This is a genomic window from Pseudomonas sp. NPDC089530, from assembly GCF_050280705.1.
Classification (GTDB): domain Bacteria; phylum Pseudomonadota; class Gammaproteobacteria; order Pseudomonadales; family Pseudomonadaceae; genus Aquipseudomonas.
Genome location: NZ_JBNNVU010000055.1, coordinates 1 through 20,007, shown reverse-complemented (window position 1 = coordinate 20,007; position 20,007 = coordinate 1). Strand labels below are relative to the sequence as shown.

The 20,007-nt window shown below is 64.8% G+C and carries 14 protein-coding genes and 1 pseudogene; 7 read left to right on the top strand and 8 right to left on the bottom strand.

Going from position 1 to position 20,007, the window contains the following annotated elements:
- The first annotated feature begins 18 nt into the window (after nucleotides 1–18).
- Nucleotides 19–5,166, top strand: coding sequence for a DNA repair ATPase (locus ACQKQA_RS19710; RefSeq protein ID WP_427561168.1), 5,148 nt, complete (start codon nucleotides 19–21; stop codon nucleotides 5,164–5,166).
- A 36-nt stretch (nucleotides 5,167–5,202) separates the two neighbouring features.
- Complete coding sequence (locus tag ACQKQA_RS19705) at nucleotides 5,203–5,892, top strand: phospholipase D-like domain-containing protein (protein ID WP_427561166.1); 690 nt, start codon at nucleotides 5,203–5,205, stop codon at nucleotides 5,890–5,892.
- A gap of 22 nt (nucleotides 5,893–5,914) precedes the next feature.
- Here ACQKQA_RS19705 and ACQKQA_RS19700 read toward each other — a convergent pair whose 3' ends face one another.
- The gene (locus ACQKQA_RS19700) at nucleotides 5,915–7,651 is read right to left on the bottom strand and encodes a hypothetical protein (RefSeq protein ID WP_427561163.1); all 1,737 of its coding nucleotides are present in this window, start codon (nucleotides 7,649–7,651) and stop codon (nucleotides 5,915–5,917) included.
- Between the two features lie 221 nt (nucleotides 7,652–7,872).
- On the opposite strand from ACQKQA_RS19700, the gene ACQKQA_RS19695 reads away from it, so the two are divergent.
- The 3 genes from ACQKQA_RS19695 (at nucleotide 7,873) to ACQKQA_RS19685 (ending at nucleotide 11,540) form a co-directional block, all read left to right on the top strand.
- Nucleotides 7,873–8,415, top strand: coding sequence for a YaeQ family protein (locus tag ACQKQA_RS19695; protein WP_265532083.1), 543 nt, complete (start codon nucleotides 7,873–7,875; stop codon nucleotides 8,413–8,415).
- 55 nt (nucleotides 8,416–8,470) lie between these two features.
- Entirely contained in the window at nucleotides 8,471–10,180 is a 1,710-nt protein-coding gene (gene recJ, locus ACQKQA_RS19690; protein WP_427561159.1) for a single-stranded-DNA-specific exonuclease RecJ, read from the top strand.
- Between the two features lie 253 nt (nucleotides 10,181–10,433).
- Entirely contained in the window at nucleotides 10,434–11,540 is a 1,107-nt protein-coding gene (locus ACQKQA_RS19685; protein ID WP_427561157.1) for an NADH:flavin oxidoreductase/NADH oxidase, read from the top strand.
- 243 nt (nucleotides 11,541–11,783) lie between these two features.
- Here ACQKQA_RS19685 and ACQKQA_RS19680 read toward each other — a convergent pair whose 3' ends face one another.
- Nucleotides 11,784–13,403: a glucan biosynthesis protein D gene (locus ACQKQA_RS19680; protein ID WP_427561154.1), complete on the bottom strand. Its 1,620-nt coding sequence runs from the start codon at nucleotides 13,401–13,403 to the stop codon at nucleotides 11,784–11,786.
- Nucleotides 13,404–13,596: 193 nt separating this feature from the next.
- On the opposite strand from ACQKQA_RS19680, the gene ACQKQA_RS19675 reads away from it, so the two are divergent.
- The gene (locus ACQKQA_RS19675) at nucleotides 13,597–14,130 is read left to right on the top strand and encodes a GNAT family N-acetyltransferase (RefSeq protein WP_427561152.1); all 534 of its coding nucleotides are present in this window, start codon (nucleotides 13,597–13,599) and stop codon (nucleotides 14,128–14,130) included.
- A gap of 4 nt (nucleotides 14,131–14,134) precedes the next feature.
- Here ACQKQA_RS19675 and ACQKQA_RS19670 read toward each other — a convergent pair whose 3' ends face one another.
- The 3 genes from ACQKQA_RS19670 to ACQKQA_RS19660 all read right to left on the bottom strand — a co-directional run bounded on the left by ACQKQA_RS19670 (nucleotide 14,135) and on the right by ACQKQA_RS19660 (nucleotide 16,556).
- Nucleotides 14,135–15,349 carry a DUF418 domain-containing protein gene (locus ACQKQA_RS19670; RefSeq protein WP_427561149.1) on the bottom strand — a complete coding sequence of 405 codons (1,215 nt, stop codon included), beginning with the start codon at nucleotides 15,347–15,349 and terminating at the stop codon, nucleotides 14,135–14,137.
- Nucleotides 15,350–15,586: 237 nt separating this feature from the next.
- Nucleotides 15,587–15,997 (bottom strand): hypothetical protein, encoded by a 411-nt coding sequence (locus tag ACQKQA_RS19665; protein WP_427561146.1) that lies wholly within the window; start codon nucleotides 15,995–15,997, stop codon nucleotides 15,587–15,589.
- Nucleotides 15,998–16,274: 277 nt separating this feature from the next.
- Nucleotides 16,275–16,556, bottom strand: a complete 282-nt coding sequence (locus ACQKQA_RS19660) for a hypothetical protein (RefSeq protein WP_427561206.1) — start codon at nucleotides 16,554–16,556, stop codon at nucleotides 16,275–16,277.
- A 193-nt stretch (nucleotides 16,557–16,749) separates the two neighbouring features.
- On the opposite strand from ACQKQA_RS19660, the gene ACQKQA_RS19655 reads away from it, so the two are divergent.
- Nucleotides 16,750–17,178, top strand: a complete 429-nt coding sequence (locus ACQKQA_RS19655) for a hypothetical protein (RefSeq protein WP_427561143.1) — start codon at nucleotides 16,750–16,752, stop codon at nucleotides 17,176–17,178.
- A 27-nt stretch (nucleotides 17,179–17,205) separates the two neighbouring features.
- On the opposite strand, the gene ACQKQA_RS19650 is transcribed toward ACQKQA_RS19655, so the two are convergent.
- From ACQKQA_RS19650 to ACQKQA_RS19640, 3 genes and pseudogenes are all read right to left on the bottom strand, one after another.
- Nucleotides 17,206–18,630: a gamma-aminobutyraldehyde dehydrogenase gene (locus tag ACQKQA_RS19650; protein WP_427561140.1), complete on the bottom strand. Its 1,425-nt coding sequence runs from the start codon at nucleotides 18,628–18,630 to the stop codon at nucleotides 17,206–17,208.
- 156 nt (nucleotides 18,631–18,786) lie between these two features.
- Entirely contained in the window at nucleotides 18,787–19,620 is an 834-nt protein-coding gene (locus tag ACQKQA_RS19645) for an ABC transporter permease (protein ID WP_427561138.1), read from the bottom strand.
- Nucleotides 19,610–19,918, bottom strand: a pseudogene (locus ACQKQA_RS19640) (ABC transporter permease subunit); the annotation flags it as partial. The pseudogene ACQKQA_RS19640 and the gene ACQKQA_RS19645, both read right to left, overlap by 11 nt.
- Nucleotides 19,919–20,007: the final 89 nt, after the last annotated feature.

The window sequence follows — 20,007 nt, the reverse complement described above, 5'->3', positions numbered from 1 at the left end:
AGATCCAGGAAGGCCACGATGTCGGACGCTCAAGTCGCAACTCCCCCACAGGACGTATTGGACAAGGCTGTCGCCGAAGGCGGCGCCTATGAGGTGCTGCAAAAGCGCCTGCTGGACCAGGGCCAGCGTCTGCGGGCCACCACCGATAGTCTCAACCGGAGGCGTCTCGACGAGTTCGGCAACAGTCGCATGGAAGTGGTCGGGCGGGTGCGTATCCGTACCGAGAACAACTGCATCGCCCGGGACATTGTCCAGGTCGGCGACTGCCTGTTGTTCGGTTACAACGTATTTATCGGCCTGAAGAAGGAAACCAGCGTTGCCGACGTGTTTTCCCTCTACCGGCTGGTGGAAGAGGGCGAAGGCTACGAAGCCGAACCCGTGCCCCTGGAAGGCAGCTTCCTCGCTGCCCAGGGCTTCCTCAACGATTTCAACGAGCTCTATACCTATTACAAGAACACCCGCCTGCTGCAGTTGGCGATCCGCGACGGCAAGCTGTTGGCGAGTTTCCAGATCGGCGAGCGGGTTACCGATGTGCGGGTGTTTCGCTGGTCGATCTCGGTGGACGGCCGGGATGTCCGTTACATCGACAACCGCGGCGAGCGGGATATTGCCCTGCCGGCGCCCTTCGATTTCGAATGGACGAAAGCCACCCGTGAGCGAGTGGTGGAAGGGCGTTTTCCGCACCTGAATATCCTCGACACGGTGTTCGTCGAAACTATCGGCGGCGACCTGACCATCAAGGTCGAGAACAATACTGAGTCGGGCCTGGGCATCTACCGCGAAGAGGTGCTGGACAAGACCCAGTCCCTGGACGACTCGCAGATCGAGTTCGCCCGCCTGGGCAGCCTGATCCTGCTCAAGGTGCTGCCGTATCGCGAAGAACAGTGGCGCTACCTGGTGTTCAACAGCCTGACCCGCCAGGTGGAGCGCATCGACGCCATTGGCCTGGCTTGTGTGCAACTGCCGGAAGACCACGGGATCATCTTTCCAGGTGGCTACTACCTGCAAAACGGCGAGTACAAGACCTTCGAGCAGTCCATGGAAGGCATGCGCTTCAAGCGCTCGGTGCGCTCGCCCAACGGTGAGGATGTGCAGTACATCTTCTACCACCCGGAGCAGGGCCGCTCGGTACTGCTGACCTACAACATGATCAACCGCCAGTTGCAGAACCCGCTGTTCGGCCATGGTTATGCGCGCCTGGAAGACGGGCGCATGGTGATCTTCGCCGCCGAGGGCGACGAGCCGACCCGGGTCCATCCGATGCAGGTCTGGCAGACCCCGTTCTTCACCGAGGAATACGCCGCGCGGCAACCGGCGCGTAGCGGTTTCCTCGGCCGGATCGGCAATGCCGAGCTGGTGCGCAGCGTTTCCGATCTCTATGACTTGTGTCGCGAGATCGACGCCCCGGCGGTCTCGGTCCAGCGCTACTCGCTGCTGTGCCAGAACACCCGGCGCCTGTTCGATGTGTACCACTGGCTGGGCGGCGACGAGCTCGACGGCCTGGCACCGCTGTTGCGCGAGGTGGCTGCCACCTCGGAACTGGTGCTGGACGAATACGAGAAGGTCGAGAGCATCCGCCGCCAGTCGGAGCAGGCCATGGTAGCCGCCGAGGCCAAGCAGAAAGCGCTGCTCGATGGCCTGCTGGTGGACAGCTGGGACCAGGTGCAGAGCTTCGTCGATGCGCTGAACGGCATCACCGCCCAGCGCGGCCTGCTGCTGACCATCCGCGACTATCGCTACATCGACGTGGTCCGCATCGACGCCATGGAGGCCGAACTGCTCAAGGCCCAAGAGCGTACCGCCACCGGCACCGCGACCTTCCTGGCCAGCGAGCAGGCCCTGCAACCCTTCGTCATTCAGCTGGAAAACCTCGACGCCCAGGCCCAGAAGGCCGAGACCGTGGCCCAGCTCGGCGAGCCCCTGGCTGCCCTGCAAGCCATGGCCGGCGACCTGGACATGCTGTCCAGCCTGATGGCTTCGCTGCAGATAGACGATGCCACCCAGCGTACCCGGATCATCGAATCCGTCTCGCAGATCTACGCTCGCCTGAACCAGGCCAAGGCCCGCGCCGAGCAACGACGCAAGGCGTTGGGCTCGACCGAGACCGTGGCGCAGTTCGGTGCCCAGTTCAAACTCTTCAGCCAGGGCATCACCAATGCCCTGGCCCAGGCCCAGGACCCCGAGCGTTGTGACGAGCAGCTGTCACGGCTGCTGGTGCAGTTGGAGGAGCTGGAAAGCCGCTTCGGCGACCATGAGCAGTTCCTCGGTGACATCCTCGGCAAACGCGAGGAGCTGTTGGAAACCTTCGAGGCCCACAAGCAGTCGCTGCTCGACGAGCGCCAGCGCAAGGCCCAGGGCCTGCTGGACGCGGCGCGGCGGATTCTCGACAGTCTCGGCCGGCGCACCGCCAGGTTCACCCAGACCGAGGAGCTCAACGCGTTCTTCGCCGCCGACCCGCTGATTCTCAAGCTGCGTGAGCTGGCCGAGCGCCTGCGCGAGCTCAAGGACAGCGTCAAGGCCGATGATCTCGAGGCGCGCCTCAAGGGCGCCCGGGACCAGGCCGTGCGCGCCCTGCGGGACAAGAGCGAGCTGTTCGAGGAGGGCGGTAATGTCATCAAGCTGGGGCCGCGCCATCGCTTCAGCGTCAACACCCAGGAGCTGGACCTGACCCTGATGCCCCGGGGCGACGAACTCTACCTGCACCTGACCGGCACCGATTTTCTCGAACCCCTGCAAGACCCCGAGCTGGAAGCCCTGCGCGACTTCTGGCAGGTGGCCCTGGAGTCGGAGTCGCCGCAGCTGTACCGCGCCGAATACCTGGCCGGACAGGTGCTGGATGCCGCCGACCGGGGCGAGGAAGGCCTGAGCCTGGATAGCCTCAAGCCGCTGTTGGGCCACCCTGACGAATTGGCCCGGGTGATCCGTGACTTCGCCGCGCCGCGCTACAAGGAGGGCTACGAGAAGGGCATCCACGATCACGATGCGGCAGCCATTCTGTCGCAACTGCTGCCCCTGCGCGACAGCGCCGGGCTGTTGCGTTTCGGCGCGGCGGCGCGGGCCTTTGCGGGCCTCTACTGGGACCGCCAGCAGGAGCAGCCGCAACCCCGGCAATGGGTGGAACGGGCCCGCACCAGTCGGCATATCCAGCAACTTTTCGGTCGCCGGGAAGGGCTCTTGCAACTGCAGGAGGAAATCCTCGCCGCCCTGCGCGACTGGCACCAGCAGCAGGCCTTTGCCCAGGCCGCGGATCTGTTGCCGGAAGCCGCCGAGTACCTGGTCCAGGAACTGGCCGCGGAACGTATCGAATTCACCTTCAGCAAATACGCCAGGCAACTGCAGGAAGCCCTGACCCTGCGCCTGCAAGGTGCGCGCATGTGGGACGACTACCAGCAGGCCCTGGCGCGCCTGGTGGAGCGGCCTGCGGCACAGTGGGCGCTGACCGGGAACTGGCTGTCGGCCCTGTGCGCCGAGGGCGAGTTCGTCGAGTGGCACGACTACGTGCCCGAGGCGGTGGCCCTGTCGCTGCTGCGAGAAGATTTTGCCAAGCGCATCACCGAAGTTGGCCTGCGCTTTGCGGTCGACAACCTGATGGGCGAACACCCGCGTATCCAGGAGCGCAGCCTGTCTCTCACCGTGGACGGTTTTTTTGCCCGCCTGCGGACCCACCGCGAACAGTTCCTGCCTGGCCTGCAGCGCTACCAGAGCCTGCGCCAGGGCATCATCGGCCGCGAACGTTCGGCCTTGCGCCTGAGCGAGTTCAAGCCGCGGCCGCTGAGCTCCTTTGTCCGCAACAAGCTGATCAACGATGTGTACCTGGGTTTTATCGGCGACAACCTGGCCAAGCAGATGGGCACCGTGGGCGAGAACAAGCGCACCGACCTGATGGGCCTGTTGATGCTGATTTCGCCACCGGGCTACGGCAAGACCACCCTGATGGAGTACGTGGCCCACCGCCTGGGCCTGATTTTCATGAAGATCAACGGCCCGGCCCTGGGGCACCAGGTGCGCTCCCTGGACCCGGCCCAGGCACCGGACGCCACCTCGCGCCAGGAGTTGGAGAAGCTCAACCTGGCCCTGGAGATGGGCAACAACGTGATGCTCTATGTCGACGACATCCAGCACACCCACCCGGAATTCCTGCAGAAATTCATCTCGTTGTGCGACGGCACCCGGCGCATCGAGGGCGTGTGGAAGGGGCGCACCAAGACCTACGACATGCGCGGCAAGAAGTTCTGCGTGGTGATGTCGGGCAACCCGTACACCGAGTCCGGCGAGGTATTCAAGATCCCCGACATGCTGGCCAACCGGGCCGATATCTATAACCTCGGCGACACCCTGGGGGGCATGCAGGAGGCCTTCGCCCTGAGCTACATCGAGAACGGCCTGACCTCCAACCCGGTGCTGGCGCCCCTGGCCACCCGCGACATGGCGGATGTCTATCGCTTCGTCGCCAAGGCCGAGGGCAGGGCCTTCTCCAGCAACGAGCTGAGCCACAGCTACAGCGGCGCCGAGATCAACGAGATCACCACCACGCTGCAGCGCCTGATGCAGGTGCGTGACGTGGTGCTGCGGGTCAACCAGCAGTACATCGCCAGCGCGGCCCAGGCCGACCAGTACCGCACCGAGCCGCCGTTCAAGCTGCAGGGCAGCTACCGCAACATGAACAAGATGGCGGAAAAGATCTCGGCGGTGATGAACGACGCCGAGCTCCTGCAATTGATCGCCGACCACTACCAGGGCGAGTCCCAACTGCTGACCACCGGCGCCGAGGAAAACCTGCTCAAGCTCGCCGAGCTGCGCGGCAATCAGAGCCCGGAGCAGGGCCAGCGCTGGGAGCAGATCAAGCGCGACTTCGTGCGCAACCGCTCCATGGGCGGCAGCGACAGCGATGTCGGCACCCGGGTGGTGGCCCAGCTCCACGACCTGGTCCAGGGTGTGCGCGGCCTGGCCCGGCCAGCGGAGCCGCAGGGCGTGCGCGAGGTGCTGGAGAACCTGTCCGAGCAGTTGGAGAACAGTTTCCTGCCGCTGATCCAGGTGATGCACAAGAAGATCGATGTCGATCTGCACAATCACCAGCGCATCGGCGATATCGCCAAGCGCCTCGATGAGCTGAGCCGCATGCTCAGCCATGGTGATGTGCCGACCCTCGAGGACTTCCAACCTTAAGCGCCGGCTCGCCGGCGCATGCCCAAGGATCATCCGATGGATTTTGCCAACCTGGACCGGCAACTGCGCGACAGCCTGCTGGACCTGAAACTGAGCCATGACGAACGCGACGAGTTGCGCCAGCTGGGCAGCGAACTCAGCGCTGACCAGGTGCGTTACCTGCGCAACCGCGCCTTCGACCTGGTGCGCGAGCTGAGCCTGGCCGACGGCGCCAACGTGCTGCCGGCCTTGAAATGGCTGGAGCAGGTGGTCAAGACCCTGGATACCTGCGCATCCCCGGTGCGGGACATGGCCAGCGCCCACTTCAGCCCTGGCGAGGACTGCCGACGCAAGATCCGCGACCTGTGTCGCCAGGCCCGCAGCTCGCTGGATATCTGCGTGTTCACTATTTCCGATGATCAACTGAGCGACGAGATCCGCGCCTGCCACAGGCGTGGGGTGGTGGTGCGGGTGATCAGCGACAGTGAAAAGCAGTTCGATGTCGGCAGCGATATCGCTGCGCTACGGGAGGCCGGCGTGCCGGTTCGGATCGACGACACGCCGTTTCACATGCACCACAAGTTCGCCGTATTCGATGGCCGGACCCTGCTCAACGGCAGTTTCAACTGGACCCGTAGCGCCAGCACCGGCAACGAGGAAAACCTGCTGGTGATCGACCATCCACAGTTGGTGGCCAGTTACCTCAAGGAGTTCAACCAGCTCTGGGACCGCTACGCGCCCCGCTAAGGGCGCGCAGCCTGGGAGGGCGTCATCTGGTAGGGGAATTGAGCCAGATCTGTCCGTTGGCAAACCGTTCCATCAGTTGCTGCTTCAGTTCGCCGGCGCGCTCGGGGACCCGCTGCTGCAGTTCCTCCAGGGCCTGATACAGCAGCGACAGGGGCTTTTTGTCACTGAGCAGGGTGCTAAGGTTCAGGGCCTCGATGGCCTGGGCGAAACGCTGATGCCGGATGTGGTTGAGCAGCAGCTCCTCTTCCAGGCTGCGACTGCCGCAATCCTCGGCGTTGAGCCGGTCCTGCAGGGCCTGGGCCTGTTGCACCTCGTCGATGCTCAGGTAGGTGTTGGCGATGTCCTCCAGGTAGAACAATTTGTCCATCTCATCGACATCCGTCAGCGGCTCGCCATCCAGCAGCTTCAGGGCCTGCTCCAGCAGGGTCCTGGCCTGGGCGGTCTGGTCCAGGGCGTGCAGCAACTTGGCTTGTTCGCACAGGTACGGCAATTGCTCGTCGCCTGCCATCTGCTGGCGCAGGCGATGCATTTCCTCGATGTTGCTACGCACCAGCCAACTGTCCCGGCGATGGGCCGGCAAGTGGCTTTGCATCAGTAGCTGGGTTTGCAGGGCCTGCATGCGCATGCCGTTCCAGAATTCGTGGTCATTCTTGTAACCGTCGATCTGTTGCAGGGCCTGGGCGAGCAGGGCCGCCGTCCATTGCGGCTGCGCTTCGTGCAAGAGATCGCAGAGGCTGAGCATCAGCCCCGGACGCTGGGACGCTTCGCCGACTCGCTGCAGCAGCAGGGCCTCGGCCTCGGCGGTTTGGCCCTGGGCCGCCATCTGGTTCAACAGTTGCAGCAGTAGGCTGTGCTGGTGCAGGTCGGGGGTCAGGTCCAGCAGGCGCAGGGCGGTATCGATCCGCTGGCGTTTCAGGGCCGAGTCCATCAGGTCGCTGTAGGTTGAGTAGGAGAGGGTGCCGTTGTCTGCCAGCAACTTGAAGGCCGGCTCCGTCAGGCCGGCATCGAACAGGCCGATCAGCGCCTGGACCTGTTCCTCGACTGGCAGTTCGGCCGCCCGGGCGAGGATCGGTTCGGCATGACCCTGGGCTGCGAATTCGTTGAACAGGCTGCGCAGCACAGTGTGATAGCGCTCCTGCCCGGGTTGTTGGAAGCTGGCCCAGGCCTGTTCGAGGCTGATCAGCGAGGCATCCTGCATGCCGGCCTGAAATTGCAGGCGCGACAGCATCAGGATATTGCCGATGCTCTGGCGTTCGTGGGCCGCAGGGTTTTTCGGGTCGCTGAGCTCGCCGAGCAGGGCCAGGGCGCGCTCCTGTTCACCGCGGGCCTGGAGGATACGCACTTGCAGCAGCGGCCAGCTGGGCAGGGATTCGCCCCAGCTGTCCAGCAGTTCCAGGCAGGCCTGGGTATCGTCGGTGTCGAGCAGCGAATCGATTAGTGTATTGAGGACGTATTCCTGGGCGTGGGGCGGCAGATGCATGCGTACCTTCAGGGCCTTGGCCCTGTGTCCTGCAAGGTAGAGCTCGCTGGCCACCAGTTGCAGGGCCAGCTCCTGCGCCTCGCCTTCGGGCAAGCGCGTTGCCAGTTGCAGTGCCAGCAGCGGCTCGGCCTTGCTCAGCAGCAGGGTCTGACTGATCTGGGCGCTGACGTTGGAGGTCAGTTCCAGTCCCTCGCTCTGTTCGGCGATATTCCTGCGGGAGTACAGAATCAGTGCGATGAAAATCAGCACTATGAGCAGAAGGATGACAAAGAGGGTCATGGACGTCCTTTTCTATTGAACCGCGGCTCTGGCTCGGTGTGCGCCAGCCAGCCTGCGGCGGGGGGTTATAAGGCCGTGGCGGCAGGCTGGCAACCGACTTTACCCAGGCAGTGCATTGCCATGGATGTCGTCGAAGGACCTGCCGGCCGGTCAGCGGTCGGGCAGGGCGCCGGGTTTCGGGGTAGACTTGCCGCCTTTTCGCACACTCAAGAAGCCCGCACATGGCCCAGCCGTCTACCACCTACAAGTTCGAACTGAACCTGACCGACCTCGATCGTGGGGTCTACGAAAGCGTCAAGCAAACCATCGCCCGCCATCCGTCGGAAACCGAAGAGCGCATGACCGTGCGCCTGCTGGCCTACGCCTTCTGGTACAACGAGCAACTGTCGTTCGGCCGCGGCCTGTCGGAAGTGGATGAGCCGGCCCTGTGGGAAAAGAGCCTGGACGACCGCGTGCTGCACTGGATCGAAGTCGGCCAGCCGGACGCCGAGCGCCTGACCTGGTGCTCGCGCCGCACCGAGCGCACCAGCCTCTTGGCCTACGGCAGCCTGCGCGTCTGGCAGACCCGGGTGGTGGACGCGGTGAAGAACCTGAAGAACCTGAACATCGCCGGTGTGCCTCAGGACGTCCTCGAGACCCTGGCCAAGGACATGCCGCGTGTCATCAAGTGGGATGTGATGATCAGCGAAGGCACGATCTTCGTCACCGACGATCGTGGCCAGCACGAAGTCCAGCTGGAATGGCTGTTGGGCGAGCGCGGCTGATCCCGCTGCGTTTCGCGCTGTATTCCCCGTATCGAAGAGAAGCCCCCGTCGCCCCATGCGTATCGAACCCCGTGAGTTGCCCGCCACCCTGCCGTTCCTCGGCGATCTGCCGCCCCTGCTGACCCGTCTGTACGCCGCCCGTGGCGTGCAGTCCGAGGCCGAGCTGGACAAGAGCCTGGCGCGGCTGATCCCGTTCCAGCAGCTCAAGGGCATCGACGCAGCGGTGGACCTGCTGGTGACGGCGCTGGAGCGGCGCGAGCGCATCCTGATCGTCGGCGACTTCGATGCCGACGGCGCCACCGCCAGTACCGTGGGGATGCTCGGCCTGCGCCTGCTGGGCGCGGCCCATGTCGATTACCTGGTGCCGAACCGTTTCGAATACGGCTACGGCCTGACCCCGGAAATCGTCGCCGTGGCCCTGGAGCGCCAGCCCCAGCTGCTGATTACCGTGGACAACGGTATCTCCAGCGTCGAGGGCGTGGCGGCGGCCAAGGCGGCCGGGCTGAAAGTGCTGGTCACCGATCACCACTTGCCGGGCCAGGAGCTGCCGGCGGCCGACGCCATCGTCAACCCGAACCAGCCAGGCTGCGAGTTTCCGAGCAAGGCCCTGGCCGGGGTCGGGGTGATTTTCTATGTGCTGATGGCGCTGCGCGCCCGGCTGCGCAGCCTGGGCCGGTACGACAGCCAGCCACAGCCGAACATCGGCGAACTGCTGGACCTGGTGGCGCTGGGCAGCGTCGCCGACGTGGTGCCGCTGGACGCCAACAACCGCATCCTGGTGCACCAGGGGCTGGAGCGGATTCGCGCCGGGCGCGCGCGGCCGGGGATCAAGGCGATCCTCGAAGTGGCCAAGCGTGAGGCATCGCGCATCACCTCCACCGACCTGGGGTTCATCCTCGGCCCGCGGCTGAATGCCGCCGGGCGCCTGGACGACATGAGCCTGGGCATCGAATGCCTGCTCAGCCAGGACATGGCCCTGGCCCGGGAAATGGCCAGCCAGCTGGACGAACTGAACCAGGACCGCAAATCCATCGAGCAGGGCATGCAGCGCGAAGCCCTGGCCCAGCTCAAGGACTTGCCGGTGGAGTCGATGCCGTTCGGCCTGTGCCTGTTCGACGCCGATTGGCACCAGGGGGTGATCGGGATTCTCGCCTCGCGCCTGAAGGAGCGTTACCACCGGCCGACCATCGCCTTTGCCGACGCCGGCGAAGGCATGCTCAAGGGCTCGGCACGTTCGGTGCCGGGCTTTCATATCCGCGACGCCCTGGATGCGGTGGCGGCTAAACACCCGGACCTGATCAGCAAGTTCGGTGGTCACGCCATGGCGGCCGGCCTGTCGCTGCCGGAGCGCAACTTCCCGGCGTTCGCCGAGGCCTTCGATGCCGAGGTGCGTCGCCAGCTGCGCGAGGAAGACCTGACCGGGCGCCTGCTGTCGGACGGCACTCTGGCGGTGGAGGAGTTCCACCTGGAGCTGGCCCGGGCCTTGCGCCATGCCGGGCCCTGGGGCCAGCACTTCCCCGAGCCGTTGTTCCACGGTGTGTTCCAGCTGGTGGAGCAGCGGGTGGTCGGCGAGCGTCACCTCAAGGTGGTGCTGCGCAGCGAATGCGGCTCGGTGAAGCTCGACGGCATCGCCTTCGGTATCGACCGCGACGTCTGGCCGAACCCGACCATCCGCTGGGTGGAGCTGGCCTACAAACTGGACCTCAACGAGTTCCGCGGCCAGGAAACGGTGCAGTTGATGATTGCCCATATCGAGCCCCGCTGACGGCGACCCCGCTCCTGCTTCCGTAGGAGCCAGGCTTGCCGGCGATGCAGGCGCCGCGGTGCATCAGGAACGACGCCATCGGGGGAACCCTGCTTCCTCGCCCATTGTCGACTAGGCTCTAAACACTGCTTGATTGGCCTTGTGACGTCTTGTCCTTTTTTCTCCCCGCGGGGGCGGGCGCTGTCCTTATCTAGTCACTCGTCGACTGGTCAAACAGAACCCTGGAGCCTGACCACTGACCGAGAGGTGCCCCATGAGTCTGCTGCTTGAGCCCTATACCCTTCGTCAACTGACCTTACTCAACCGCATTGCGGTATCGCCCATGTGCCAGTACTCCAGCGTAGATGGACTGGCCAACGATTGGCACCTGGTACACCTCGGCAGCCGTGCCGTGGGCGGCGCCGGACTGATTTTCACCGAGGCCACGGCGGTCACCGCCGACGGGCGCATCACCGCCCAGGACCTCGGCCTGTGGAACGACGAACAGATCGCTCCCTTGCAACGCATCACCCGTTTCATCGCCGCCCAGGGCGCGGTGGCCGGGATCCAGCTGGCCCACGCCGGACGCAAGGCCAGCACCCATCGGCCATGGCTGGGCAAGCATGGCAGCGTCAAGCCGGCGGAGGGCGGCTGGGTGCCGGTGGGTCCATCGCCCATCGCCTTCGACCCGCAACATACGCCACCGGCCCAGCTCGACGAGACGCAGATCGCCGCGATCGTCCAGGCCTTCGTCGATTCGGCCAAACGGGCCCTGGTCGCCGGCTTCAAGGTGGTCGAGGTGCATGCGGCCCATGGTTACCTGCTGCATCAATTCCTCTCGCCCCTGAGCAACCAGCGTCGTGACCAGTACGGTGGCTCCTTCGAGAACCGCATTCGCCTGGTGTTGCAGGTGAGCGAGGCGGTCCGGGCGGTCTGGCCGCAGGAACTGCCGCTGTTCGTGCGGGTGTCGGCCACCGACTGGGTGGAAGATGGCTGGAACCCGGATGAAACCGTGGAGCTGGCCCGGCGCCTGAAAGCCCTGGGGGTGGACCTGATCGACGTCTCGTCGGGCGGTACCGCGGCCAATGCCGAGATCCCCACCGGCCCGGGCTACCAGACCCGTTTCGCCGAGCGGGTGCGCAAGGAGTCGGGGATCGCCACCGGCACCGTGGGCATGATCACCGAGCCGGCCCAGGCCGAGCACATTCTGCGGACCTGCCAGGCCGACATCATCTTCCTCGCCCGGGAACTGCTGCGCGACCCGTACTGGCCGCTGCACGCCGACGACGACCTGAGCGGACACAAGGCCATCTGGCCGGCGCAATACCAGCGTGCGACCCATCGCGACCAGCCGATTCACGAATCGGATTTGCGCGAGTGAAGTGAGCACAGCTATAAAAAAACCGGCCTGCGAGGGCCGGTTTTTTTGTGGATGATCCTGCAGGTGTTGTTGGCCGGGCGGGCAAGAGGCAAACCTGTAGCCGCTGCCGAGCCCTGGCGAGGCTGCGATCGGCTGCGAAGCGGCCGTAAATCCGGCTACCGCGTTTCACCTGATACACCGCAAGCGCAGGGTTTGCGGCAACTGCGTTGCCGATCTCAGCCTCGCTGGGGCTACAGGGTTTCCTCAGCTGTACTTGCGCTTGTCCGGCGCCGGCGGGAAGTACTGGTACAGCCAAGTTTCGCTCAGGGGCCGGTCGTTGGTGCGGATAAACAGCCGCAGCTCCACCGGATCGACGCTGTCGTTGGTCGGGTACCAGTCGAACAGCACGCGATACCCCTGGATATCGTCCAGCTTCAGCACATGGAAATCCTTGACCTGGCCGTTCGAGGCGGTGACCACCGGCTCGATGCCGGTGCCCTCCGGCAGCCGGTCCAGCCCGCCGCCGTTGAAGTCCACGGCGAAGCGTCGGGCCCAGACCGGCGGGTAATGCTCGCCCGGGGCCCAGCCTTCGACGAAGCCGCCCATACCCGAACGGGTGGCATTGACCCGGGCCAGCGGCGTGCCCACCGGCGGCAGGGCGCTCCAGTACAGCTTGTAGCCGTAGTTCAGCGAGTCGCCGGCGGCCAGCGGCGTTTTCGGGCTCCAGAAGGCCACGATGTTGTCCAGGGTCTCGCCGGTGGTGGGGATCTCCAGCAGGTCCACCGAGCCTTCGCCCCAGGCGGTGGTCGGCTCGACCCACAGGCTCGGGCGCCGGCTGTACCAGTCCACGGTGTCCTGGTAGTTGGCGAACTCGTGGTCGGTCTGCACCAGGCCGAAGCCCTTCGGGTCCTTGTCGGCGAAGGCGTTGAACTGCAGGGTCGCCGGGTTATTCAGTGGGCGGCAGATCCATTCGCCATTGCCGCGCCACATGGCCAGGCGGTCCGAGTCGTGGATCTGCGGATGGATGGTGTCGCACATGCGCCGTTCATGGGTGCCGCAACTGAACATGCTGGTCATCGGCGCGATGCCCAGTTGTTCGATGGCGGTCCGGGCGTTGACGTGGGCATCGACGTCCATCACCACGCGCTCGGCCTGGCAGTCGATGTCGAAGCGGTAGGCGCCGGTGGCGCTCGGCGAGTCGAGCAGGGCATAGACCACGAAGCGGGTGCTGTCCTTGTCCGGGGTCTCGAACCAGAACTTGGTGAAGTCGGGAAACTCTTCGCGCTTCTTGGCGTAGGTGTCGATCGCCAGGCCGCGGGCCGAGAGGCCGTACTGGCCGGTCTTGTCCACCGCGCGGAAATAACTGGCGCCGAGGAAGGACACCACGTCGTGCTTGTCCAGTTCCGGGGCCTTGAACAGCTTGAAGCCGGCGAAACCCAGGTCGCCCTTGAGCTGCGCGGTATCGACGCTGGTGTTCCGGTAGTTGAACAGCGACGGGCGGAAATGCACCTCCCGCGCCTGGCGGGTCTTGGCGTCGACGCTGTACATGCGCACCGGCTGCTTGAAGCCCATGCCGACATGGAAGAACTGCACGTCCAGCTGGCCGTTCAGCTCTTTCCACAGCGAGTGGTTGCCGTCGTACTGGATCGCGTTGAAGTTCTGCGGGGTCATGGTCGCCAGGGTCGGCGGCAGCACCTGCTTGGTGTCCACGTACGGGCGGGCGGCCAGCTGTTTGGCCTGGGCCTTGAGGGTCTCGAAATCGAAGGCCTGCGCTTCGCCATCGGCGGCACCCGCCCAGGCCCGGGCGGCCAGCAGGCCCGTGGCCGACAAGCCGGTATAGGCGGCCAGCGCCATGGAAGCTTTGAGAAGATGCCTGCGATGCATAAGTGAACCTTGTCAGGAGATCCCGAGCCCTTCCTGGCTGCGCACTGGATCGGAAATGGTGGTTCGGTCATGCCTTCGGCCAAACCCAATGGGGGTTTTACAAATGCCCGACAGAATAAACCGTTCGCTTGAAGGGCAAAAATGATTAGCTGTGTCGATACGTAAACAACCGATCCGGCTGGAAACCTCCCCCATGTTGCACGAGCGCCTTTTGCAGGAGAACGACATCCCGCGACTCAAGCTGATCGACCGCGCGGAGCTGATCCACGAGTTCTACCGTCTGCAGGACGGGCAACTGCTGTGTTATCCACAACACGAAGTAGTGACTGGCTGGCCGCCCGGTGAAGCCGAGCATGACGCCCTGGTCTTGCAGGCATGTTACCGGCGTGGCGGCTGGCTATATGGGGTGTTCGACGAACAGCGGCTGGTGGCCGCGGCGGTGGTCGATTGCCAGGTTATCCACAACGCCGGCCTGCAACTGCACCAGCTGAAATTCCTGCACGTCAGCCATGACTATCGCGGCCGCGGCCTGGGCCAGCGCCTGTTCGGCCTCGCCGCCGAACAGGTGCGACGCCTGGGGGGCGAAGGGCTGTATGTCTCGGCCACGCCGTCGCGCAATACGGTGGACTTCTATCGGCGCCGGGGCTGCGAGTTGTTGCAGGCCCCCGATCCTGTGCTGTACCGCCTGGAGCCTGAGGATATCCATCTGTACCTCCGGCTGCCCTGAAGGTTCAGCGGGTTTTGCGCCAGGCTGGCCGGGCGAGCAGGGTGACGGCCCGCAGCAACCACTCGCAGGGGCCGTATTGATGGCTGCGCATCCACAGGTGGCTGAGCCACAGTTGCAGGCCATAGAGGGCGATCACGATCAGCAGGACCAGGGCCCAGTCCAGGGTGTTGATCAGGCCCAGGCCGTAGCCGGTGAAGATCAGGCTGAGGAGCAGGGATTGCAGCAGGTAGTTGCTCAACGACATGCGCCCCATGGGGGCCAGCCATCTGCACACTCGCTCGCCCAGGGGCGAGTCGAACGCGCCGAGGAGCAGCAGCACGTAGCTGGCGCTGAGCAGGGGCGCGGTCAACTCGCTTATGCCGTACCCCAGGGTTTCCAGGCCGGCACCGGGGGCATAGGCGGCGGTATAGCCGTAAATGAGCGCGCCGCCGAGGCCGATGGGCAGCATCACGCTCAATAACCTGCCTTTCCAGGCCGCGAAGACATAGGGCGCCACCAACCAGCCCCGGCGCCCGGCCACGTAGCCGAACAGGAACATCGCCAATGTACTGGGGCCCTGCAACAGCCATAACGCGACGATGGTCTGTGGCAGCTGGCTGAGGTTGAAATCCAGGGCGCCCAGGGCGCTCGAACCGATCAGCAGTGCCATGTCCATCGGCTCCGATACCGGGGCCCCGACGTAACTCCCCTGGGCCAGTTGCATCAGGCCCAGTGCCATGAAGATCAGCGCCGAGCAGACCGGCAGTCCCACCGCCAGCTTGAGCGCGCGTCGGGCTGAAAGGTGGCGCAGAGCGAGCAAGGCCAGGCCGAGCAGGGCGTAAAGGGACAGGATTTCACCGTGGAACAGCACGGCGCCGTGGATCAGGCCGATCACCAGTAGCGCCAGTTGCCGGCGCACCATGCGTGGAACGAACGCGCTCTGCGAGCGTTCCGCCGAAGCCAGTTGCAGGGTGAAGCTGTACCCGAAGAGAAAGGAAAACAGCAGATAGAACTTGGCTTCGAACAGCGTCGAGATCAGGAAGCGAATGGCGTGGTCGATGGCGGAGGGGTGGGCCGGATTGCTTACCGCAGCGCCGTAGTAGGAGTCGCTGAAGACCCAGATATTCACCGCCAGGATGCCGAACAGGGCGAAGCCGCGCAGGGCGTCCACCTGTTGCAGGCGCGGTGCCGGGGTGGCCGGCGGATATCCATTGACGGGTTGTTGAAGCGGCAGGTTCATGTCCAGCCTCCTTGTGACAGATCCGGGCCGGCGGGTTGCCGCGGGCTTCACCCTGGAGCGTGACCGGCGGGGCGCAGGCAGGGTTTCGAATGAATTGAGCAGTCGCTCAATTAACCCTGTAGAGGTGGAGGCGGGCAATGGAATTCTTGTGAAAAAGAGTCAACGAGGGGCTGCCCAGGCGGCAGGTGCAGGCCTCGGCGCCTAGCGGATCCGAGAGAGCCGGCAGGTGCGCTCGGTTCAATTCCCATGGGGTAACCCCTGGCGGTAGAACAGACGGCACAGCCACTGCGCCAGCCAGATGGCCAGCAGCGGCGGTACCGTCATCAGGCAACAGTAGATGTAGCCGCGAATCGGGTGGTCGGGAAACATCGCCCAGGCGGTGAACAGCGCCAGGGCGCCAATCAGGCCCAGCTTGACCTTGAGGTTGGGCGCCAGGGCCAGCAGGAAACTGACGACCATCAGCAATTGCAGCAGCAGTTCCACCATCATCCCCAGGCCAAAGCCCTTGGCGATGGAACCGAACTGGCTGCGATACAGCGGCACGCCCCAGACATGCGCCAGGTAGAACACTGCCGCTGGCAGTGAGTGGGCCAGCTGCCCGGTGCTGATCCGCACTGCGTGATAGCGGCCGACGGCGTCCAGGCTCATGGGCGACGCTCGCGGAAACAGGCGGGGGTTTGACGGGGCATGGGCGCATCCTTGCTGCCGGAAGGGATTGGGTGATCCCGAGCAGTGGCGCCAGGGTTTTCAGGCAGCGGATAGTGCCGCAAGTCGAGGCGCTTCTCCAGCCAGGCAATCCAGGATTCAGGGGGGCGCAGGTCGCTTCACCCGTCCTGAGGGCGCTGGGCGCACTGATGCAGGATGCGCAGGAGCTGGATCTGCCCCTGCCGCATCCGGTAAGGCCAGTACCGCCTGCGAGTGGGATTCATGGGCCGCTACCCGCCCATGGCATGAACCTTGGCACGGCATACAGGATCAGCACACAACCCAGCCACAGTCCCAGCCACCGAGAGTGCGCCGGCATACCGCAGGCGTGCCAGCCTTTGGCGGCGGCATAGACCAGGGCGATCTGAATCAGCAGCAGAGACAGGACCCCGGTTGGAATCGCCACTGCCGAGACAAAGGGCGCGACGACGGCGTGGGTCAGCACCAGGCCCAACTGCACGACCGCGAACGGCAGCACCAGCCAGACGGCTACTTGTAGCATCAAGCTGACGATTCGAGAGTGGCGAGGCATTGGCGCATCCTTGCAGCCGGAGAGTTTCAGCGCCGCAGTAGCGGGAACCCGGTGCTTTCTGGCAGCGGATGGTGCCGTAACTTGATCGGCTTATCCAGACCTCGTTCAATAGCCGCCTTTCAAGGAGATCAGCCATGGACTGCAGTTTTTTGGCGGGCGCGCGATGAAGTACAGGAAGCCCCTGGCAGTGGTGATCCTGCTGTTGGCAGTCTGCGCGCTGGTGTTCACCCGGGAGCTCGACAAAATGCTCGAGCGTGAGCCCTATTCAACCACCAGCCCCTCCGGTCGCTATCTGCTGCAGCATGTCTCGGCCGGGGGGCTGCTGGTGCCGTTCGGCGGTCTGGGTTATTTGCAAGTCATCGACCTCAAGGACCCGCAGCGGGTCTATCGCACACCCTTGGTCGAAGACTGGTCGCTGGACCTGCGGATGTTCGAGGACGACGACAGCCTGAGGATCTTTGGCCTGGAGTTCAGCAAGGCCACCAAGACCTACCTCATCCAGTGGCCGGACTGGGAGCACCATTGGCTCGACGGGTTCATCAGCAACACGCCCTACGAGTTTTGCCGTGAAACCGATGGCAATTGCTACTAGCAGGGCGTGTGGGCGCAGCGCCTGTTTTCAGTGCTTGAACATCACATGACGCACGACGCTGTAGTCCTCCAGCCCGTACAGGGACATGTCCTTGCCGTAGCCAGAATGCTTCTGCCCGCCGTGGGGCATTTCGCTGACCAGCATGAAGTGGGTGTTGACCCAGGTGCAACCGTACTGCAGGCGCGCCGAGAGGCGGTGGGCGCGGCCGACGTCGGCGGTCCAGACCGAGGACGCCAGGCCGTAGTCCGAGTCGTTGGCCCAGGCCAGGACCTGGGCTTCGTCGTTGAAGCGGGTGACCGAGACCACCGGCCCGAACACCTCGCGGCGCACGATTTCGTCGTCCTGCTGGGCGTCGGCCAGCACCGTCGGTTCGAAGAAGAAGCCATTGCCGTCCACCGCCTTGCCGCCGGTGACCAGGCGGATATGCGGCTGGGCGATGGCGCGCTCGACGAACCCGGCCACGCGGTCGCGGTGCTGGGCGCTGATCAGCGGGCCCAGCTCGGTGTCCGGGTCGCCTTGCAGGCCGTATTTGATGCTGGCGACCGCCGCGCCGAGTTTTTCGACGAAGCGCTCGTAGATGCCGGCCTGGGCATAGATGCGACAGGCGGCGGTGCAGTCCTGGCCGGCGTTGTAGAAGCCGAAGGTGCGGATGCCTGCCACGGCGGCGTCGATGTCGGCATCGTCGAAGATGATCACCGGGGCCTTGCCGCCCAGTTCCATGTGCATCCGTTTGACGCTGTCGGCGGTGCTGGAAATGATGTGCGAGCCGGTGGCGATGGAGCCGGTGAGCGACACCATGCGCACCTTCGGATGGGTCACCAGCGGCTGGCCGACCGTGGCGCCACGGCCGAACACCAGGTTCAGCACCCCGGCGGGGAAGATCGCCGTCGCCAGTTCCGCCAGGCGCAGCGCGGTCAGCGGGGTCTGCTCCGACGGCTTGAGCACCACGGTATTGCCGGCGGCCAGGGCCGGGGCGATTTTCCAGGCGACCATCATCAGTGGGTAGTTCCAGGGGGCGATGGAGGCGATCACCCCTACCGGGTCGCGGCGGATCATCGAGGTGTGGCCCGGCAGGTATTCGCCGCCGGCCGAGCCGCCGAGGCAACGGCTGGCGCCGGCGAAGAAGCGGAACACGTCGGCAATCGCCGGAATCTCATCGTTCAACGCGGCGCTCAGGGGCTTGCCGCAGTTGTCCGACTCCAGTTTGGCCAGTTCTTCGCCATGGGCCTCGATGCTGTCGGCCAGCTTGAGCAACAGCAGCGAACGGTCTTTCGGCGTGGTCTGCGACCAGCTGGCGAAGGCCTCGTCGGCCGCGCGCACGGCGGCATCGACCTGGGCCTCGCTGGCTTCGTGGATTTCCACCAATACCCGGCCCAGCGCCGGGTTGAACACCGCCTGCAGCGGCCCCTCGCCAGCGACGAGCTGGCCGTTGATCAAGAGTTTGGTTTGCATGGTCGGTTCCTCTTCGAATCCATATTTTTCTGTGGAAATGGGGCCTTGTAGGAGCGAGCGGGCGGCGATCCGACTTGCCCGCGAAAACGCTAGACCTGCCGACATCGATGTTGGAGACGAGGGCCCCTTCGCGGGCAAGCCTCGCTCCTACAGGGTTTATTTACCTCCGCTGCCGGCGACGCTTTCACCGCCGCGGGTCAGGTAATAGGCGCCGAGGATCGGCAGCATGGTCACCAGCATCACCAGCATGGCGACGACGTTGGTCACCGGCACGTCCCGCGGCTTGCTCAGTTGATTGAGCAGCCACAGCGGCAGGGTGCGTTCATGGCCGGCGGTGAAGGTGGTGACGATGATTTCGTCGAACGACAGGGCGAACGCCAGCATGCCGCCGGCCAGCAGCGCCGAGCCGAGGTTCGGCAGGATGATGTAGCGGAAGGTCTGCCAGCCGTCGGCGCCCAGGTCCATGGAGGCTTCGATCAGGCTGTGGGAGGTGCGGCGCAGGCGGGCGATCACGTTGTTGTAGACAATCACCACGCAGAAGGTGGCGTGGCCGATGACGATGGTGAACATCCCCGGCTCGATCCCCAGGGTCTTGAAGGTCGCCAGCAGGGCGATGCCGGTGATGATCCCCGGCAGGGCGATGGGCAGGATCAGCATCAGGGAAATGCCCTGCTTGCCGAAGAAGTCCCGCCGGTACAGCGCTGCCGAGGCCAGGGTGCCGAGCACCAGGGCGATCAGGGTGGCGATGGCGGCGATCTGCAGCGACAGCTGGATGGCATCCAGCACATCGGGACGGGCGAAGGCCACGCTGAACCAGTTCAGGGTGAAGCCCTGGGGCGGGAAGCTGAAGGCCGCGTCTTCGGTGTTGAAGGCGTAGAGGAAGATGATCAGGATCGGGAAATGCAGGAACACCAGCCCGCCCCAGGCCGCCAGGCGCAGGCCGAGGGAGGCTTGTTCCCCGTGCTGTTGAGTGGCGGGATCAGAGCGCATCGAAGGCCCCCAGGCGTTTGACGATGGACAGGTAGATGGCGATCAGCACGATAGGCACCAGGGTGAAGGCGGCGGCCATCGGCATGTTGCCGATCGCCCCTTGCTGGGCGTAGACCATGCTGCCGATGAAGTAGCCGGGCGGGCCCACCAGCTGCGGCACGATGAAGTCGCCCAGGGTCAGGGAGAAGGTGAAGATCGAACCGGCGGCGATGCCCGGCACCGACAGCGGCAGGATCACCTGCATGAAGGTCTGGCGCGGCTTGGCGCCGAGGTCGGCGGAAGCTTGCAGCAGGGACGGCCACCAGATACGCCTCGTCTCCGGCACTCACCCGACTGGCAATCAGTTCCAGATCCTTACCGGCACTGAGCGCCACGCTACCGCCGGCA

Bases quoted from the DNA above. Each gene is read 5' to 3' on its own strand.
- ACQKQA_RS19710 (WP_427561168.1), top strand. From the start codon at position 19: ATGTCGGACGCTCAAGTCGCAACTCCCCCACAGGACGTATTGGACAAG.
- ACQKQA_RS19705 (WP_427561166.1), top strand. From the start codon at position 5,203: ATGGATTTTGCCAACCTGGACCGGCAACTGCGCGACAGCCTGCTGGAC.
- ACQKQA_RS19700 (WP_427561163.1), bottom strand. From the start codon at position 7,651: ATGACCCTCTTTGTCATCCTTCTGCTCATAGTGCTGATTTTCATCGCA.
- ACQKQA_RS19695 (WP_265532083.1), top strand. From the start codon at position 7,873: ATGGCCCAGCCGTCTACCACCTACAAGTTCGAACTGAACCTGACCGAC.
- recJ (WP_427561159.1), top strand. From the start codon at position 8,471: ATGCGTATCGAACCCCGTGAGTTGCCCGCCACCCTGCCGTTCCTCGGC.
- ACQKQA_RS19685 (WP_427561157.1), top strand. From the start codon at position 10,434: ATGAGTCTGCTGCTTGAGCCCTATACCCTTCGTCAACTGACCTTACTC.
- ACQKQA_RS19680 (WP_427561154.1), bottom strand. From the start codon at position 13,403: ATGCATCGCAGGCATCTTCTCAAAGCTTCCATGGCGCTGGCCGCCTAT.
- ACQKQA_RS19675 (WP_427561152.1), top strand. From the start codon at position 13,597: ATGTTGCACGAGCGCCTTTTGCAGGAGAACGACATCCCGCGACTCAAG.
- ACQKQA_RS19670 (WP_427561149.1), bottom strand. From the start codon at position 15,349: ATGAACCTGCCGCTTCAACAACCCGTCAATGGATATCCGCCGGCCACC.
- ACQKQA_RS19665 (WP_427561146.1), bottom strand. From the start codon at position 15,997: ATGAGCCTGGACGCCGTCGGCCGCTATCACGCAGTGCGGATCAGCACC.
- ACQKQA_RS19660 (WP_427561206.1), bottom strand. From the start codon at position 16,556: ATGCTACAAGTAGCCGTCTGGCTGGTGCTGCCGTTCGCGGTCGTGCAG.
- ACQKQA_RS19655 (WP_427561143.1), top strand. From the start codon at position 16,750: ATGAAGTACAGGAAGCCCCTGGCAGTGGTGATCCTGCTGTTGGCAGTC.
- ACQKQA_RS19650 (WP_427561140.1), bottom strand. From the start codon at position 18,630: ATGCAAACCAAACTCTTGATCAACGGCCAGCTCGTCGCTGGCGAGGGG.
- ACQKQA_RS19645 (WP_427561138.1), bottom strand. From the start codon at position 19,620: ATGCGCTCTGATCCCGCCACTCAACAGCACGGGGAACAAGCCTCCCTC.